Origin of the sequence: Bradyrhizobium sp. NAS80.1, assembly GCF_001908205.1 — a bacterium.
Taxonomy (GTDB): Bacteria; Pseudomonadota; Alphaproteobacteria; order Rhizobiales; family Xanthobacteraceae; genus Bradyrhizobium.
The window spans coordinates 1-2,675 of sequence record NZ_LGHL01000266.1 but is presented as its reverse complement, the minus strand read 5'-3'; the positions used below and the strand labels follow the sequence as shown (position 1 = coordinate 2,675).

The 2,675-nt window shown below is 60.0% G+C and carries 3 protein-coding genes and 1 pseudogene; 3 read left to right on the top strand and 1 reads right to left on the bottom strand.

Annotated features, from left to right (window positions below; translation table 11 throughout):
* Positions 1 to 161, bottom strand: a pseudogene (locus tag AC629_RS40885) (IS5/IS1182 family transposase); the annotation flags it as partial.
* Between the two features lie 519 nt (positions 162 to 680).
* Here AC629_RS40885 and AC629_RS40875 point away from each other — a divergent pair.
* The 3 genes from AC629_RS40875 (at position 681) to AC629_RS40865 (ending at position 2,579) form a co-directional block, all read left to right on the top strand.
* On the top strand, positions 681 to 1,382 hold the full coding sequence (locus AC629_RS40875; RefSeq protein ID WP_084810328.1) for a hypothetical protein: 702 nt from the start codon (positions 681 to 683) through the stop codon (positions 1,380 to 1,382).
* 265 nt (positions 1,383 to 1,647) lie between these two features.
* Entirely contained in the window at positions 1,648 to 2,265 is a 618-nt protein-coding gene (locus AC629_RS40870) for a hypothetical protein (protein ID WP_084810327.1), read from the top strand.
* A gap of 47 nt (positions 2,266 to 2,312) precedes the next feature.
* Positions 2,313 to 2,579 (top strand): hypothetical protein, encoded by a 267-nt coding sequence (locus tag AC629_RS40865; protein ID WP_084810326.1) that lies wholly within the window; start codon positions 2,313 to 2,315, stop codon positions 2,577 to 2,579.
* The last annotated feature ends 96 nt before the right edge of the window (positions 2,580 to 2,675 follow it).

The window sequence follows — 2,675 nt, the reverse complement described above, 5'->3', positions numbered from 1 at the left end:
TGTGCGCGATCTGAGCCGCTGTTCGTCACCTCATGCGCGATGATCAGGTGATGGTCGGTATCGACGGCGACTTGGACATTGTAGCCGACAACGCCGGATCCGCGGCCACTGGTTGCCATCGAAGGGCTATCCGGATCGGTCAGGGAGATTTGCTGATCCGGCGAAGCCAGCATCTGCTTCTCGTAGGCAGCAAGCTTGCCCATCTCTCCCTTCAGCTTCGTCAACTTCTCGGTAACCCGAACAACGGGCGCTCCGCGAAGCTGGACTGCTGCCCGAGCAGATAATGCCGAAGCCGACCTCAACGAGGTCGGTACCCGACGAAGACGACCAGCCGCGCCGTCGCAAGCAATAAGGAAATACGCAGATGTCATCAGCGTGCAGCCCCGCCGGACCTCCGGCGGGGATTACATCGCCGTGCGAAACCTTGCCGCTATTGCGGCAAGCGCTCGTGCAACTTCTATCAGGCCAACAGCGGAAGGTCGTTCGCTTCAATGAACGTTGGGTCGAATACAACACCGCGAACATCAAGGAACTACGGGCCGAGATCAGGCGGCTTGAGCAGATGTGCAACGACAATGGAACGCCGAAGCCGCTTCGCGGTCAGGCGGTAGTTGTCGGGCCGCGTCGGGCAGGGCCGTGGGTCGGGCCTTACTCAACGTGGCCATGGAGGCCATAAGAACATGAGCAAAATCGCCTATGTTGACCTTGAGGATCCCCGCATGTGCGTGGCGGGCGGGGTTCGTATGCCGCTCTCGGAAGCGAACGCGCTCGACTTCGTTCTCGTGCGGGAACGAATACGCGTAGAACGACGAGACGCGATGATCGCTATCATCGATCCGAATGACGCCGATTGCTGTCACACGGCCAGCGGCCTTCAGATGCGAACCGAGGATGCGAGGAGGGACGGCTACCAGCTCGTCAAGCCGTCAACCGTAGGGGCCGATCGGACCGAGAAGTCCGTACCGCTGTCGGCTGCAGAGACGCTTCGCCTGCAAATCCTCGTGCTACCCGAGGCGGTCGATCGACCTTCAGCCGCAATAGCGCTTTCGACTTCCACCGACGTCACCAACATCGATCAGGCTCGCACACTCCTCCGTGGAATGGAGCCCGAGACGAACACCAACATCGAACAGGACGATACCATGTCTACGATCTCCACTGCAGACAGCGCCAAGTTTCGGCGCGCCCTCGATCTCCGCATTGCCGCGCTGTCCACCACAGCGAATGCGACAGGCAATCAAGCCGCGCGTGACGAGGCGAAGAAACTCGCCCACGCCAGGAACATTCTCAACAGTGGAGGTGTCGCCATCGGCGAGGCGTTCACCTTGGCTCGACTGGACGCTCGACGGACCGTCGAAACGCTCTTGAAGACCATGCGGTAGCCCAAATGAGGTTCACCACGCAAGTTCTAGCGACGCTTGCGCCAACGTTCTGGCTGACGGCCTTTTGGCTGTCAGCCTTCGCGGCATCCGTCGCCAACATCATCCCGAAAGGACGAGAATGCGAGATTGCACGGCAGCACATATGCATAAAGCGCCATAACTTAAACTCGCGCACGATGTGGAACACCGCGGGCGTACTAGCAAGATCGCTGAGGCCACGCGCAATGCGTGACATACTAGACGAGGCGAATAGAGGACTGGAGAAATGACCGACCACGCTGACCGCGCCAACATGCTTTGGCGCTACATCGATAACGCACGCGTCACTGTCGAGGCTTGCCGTATCGTCGACGATAAGCCGCCGAAGTTTCGTGACGGCAAGTTCGTCTTTGAAGATGGGGCAAAGGTGACGACGCGCGAAACCGCGACCGTTTGCGAAGCCTGCAATCAGAATGCGATTTGCATTCACTGCACCGCCGTAAACATGATGTGCGACCGGGAGTTCCGCCGGCACGCGGAAGCGCTTGCCAAGAACTACATGGCGACGGCGGACAGCCTGATAGCGCTTGGCAATCGCTTTGAGGAGGCGTCGCACGAAAGCCGGTTCGCGATCTACATCAGGCGCGATGCGATCAGAGACGCGTCGCGGCGAGGGGTGGCAGCACTGAAAGAGCTTGCAGCCCAGACCACCGAGGCCGTCGAGCGCGGCGAGATCGAGGCCGAACATGCACCAAGGCTCGACGGCTATGAGCGTGAGTTGATCAAGACCATCCGCGCGAACGGCGGCGATTGGCGCGAGATCGAGCAGCACCTTACAGGCGGGCTTCACCCCGCAGTCGAGAGCAGGCTGCGCGCGGCGGCCGCATCACCTGACGCGGCCTAACAAAGGGCCGTGCTAGATGGGGGTCTCAGTCTACAAAAGAGGCCCCCATGATCATCGCACAACTCCGCTACTTCGACGGAGCGCAGAACGTCCTGGATGAACTGCACCGCCGTGAAGACGGCTCGCTCTACATTCTGGAACACCCCGAACGCAGCGTCGTCGAGATCACCGAGGACGGCGCGGCGTTCTTTCTTAGGCGTACCTATTCGATCGGGCTGGAAGCCATCGAGGGCGGCGTGATCAACCGGCAACGCCCTGTGGCCCGTGCAGCTAATGCTCTGAATTTACGTCCGCTTTCGGCGCGATTGTGTTGAAAAACTCAAAATCTGAGCGGTCGCAAAATTCTCGCGATGAGGTGAAAGGCGCCACATCCGCCATCTGGATCGTCCTCAAAGCCAATGGGAAGCTCG